Annotated in this window: 2 pseudogenes; one reads left to right on the top strand and one right to left on the bottom strand. The window is 43.4% G+C overall.

The features are described 5' to 3' along the window. Positions 1-403, top strand: a pseudogene (locus A3757_RS26060) (hypothetical protein); the annotation flags it as partial. 83 nt (positions 404-486) lie between these two features. Here the strand turns inward: A3757_RS26060 and A3757_RS26055 are convergent. Next, positions 487-972, bottom strand: a pseudogene (locus tag A3757_RS26055) (XRE family transcriptional regulator); the annotation flags it as partial.

Genomic DNA, 972 nt, shown 5'->3' with positions numbered 1-972 from the left:
CCCTGAGATAGAAAGGTTATGGGCGTTCGCGAGCATTGAAGCATTGCAGAATAAAATTGACTATCTAGGCGAAGATGCAGATGCCAAACAAGCCATCATCGACATTGCCAAACAATATGGTTTAGTCACCGACTACACTTCGATGATTGTTGTGAGAGAAGAGGTATTCAAGCAGCTTAACATTTCAAGAGATAACGCCAAACGCGTAAAGAAAGAATTGCAGGCTAAACAACAACGCGCAAGCCAGCCGGTAAGAGACCATCGTAAAGATGCCCATCAACCAGCTTTCAACAACACCCGCGCTTACCCGAGCTCTGGTGGAGGCTCATCTAGCCCCTGGATGATGTTATTGCTGCTCATCGCGGCGGTGTTATCACGAAAGCTTCAATCAAAGCGTTCATAAAACACCCTAAAAAACGAAACCAATGCTGATCTATGAACTCGGTTTTCATAGATCAGCCCACACCTCAAACTACCCCATCAATACTAAAACTTTCGCAGATCCTTTTTTCTGCGCATCTTCTCAAAAGCCAAAGGCTCCCATCGACGCATACCTGTGACAACACTAGTACCGAATCGCTCTTTAACAGGCAACTTTTCATCCTCTACATGTAAGCGATGAAATTCCTCTGCAAGTTGATCCAACTTTCTCTGAAAGATCAGGTTAGAGGCTTTAGAGAGCATCCCCACCACAAACTGTCGTTTGTCACTGGGCTCATCAAACCTATAGTTAAAGAACTCATTCACTAGAATTTCTTCGAAAAACCGCTGTATAGGGCCGTTCTTTTGCCAACTGAAGTTTCTATCAACTAATAACTTTATGCGATTTCCAGGCAACAACTCGATCAACTTTAGGCGATCTAATTTGGCAAGATGCTGGATTAACGCGGTCTCAGTTAAATCATAGGTAGACAATATATCTTCAAAGCTCCAACGATTTAAGGCACTATTTGCGACAATCAAAAGCGGAAG

The organism is Oleiphilus sp. HI0117 (genome assembly GCF_001635235.1).
Note: the sequence above shows the minus strand (reverse complement) of the source record. Positions and strands in the feature narration are given on the sequence as shown.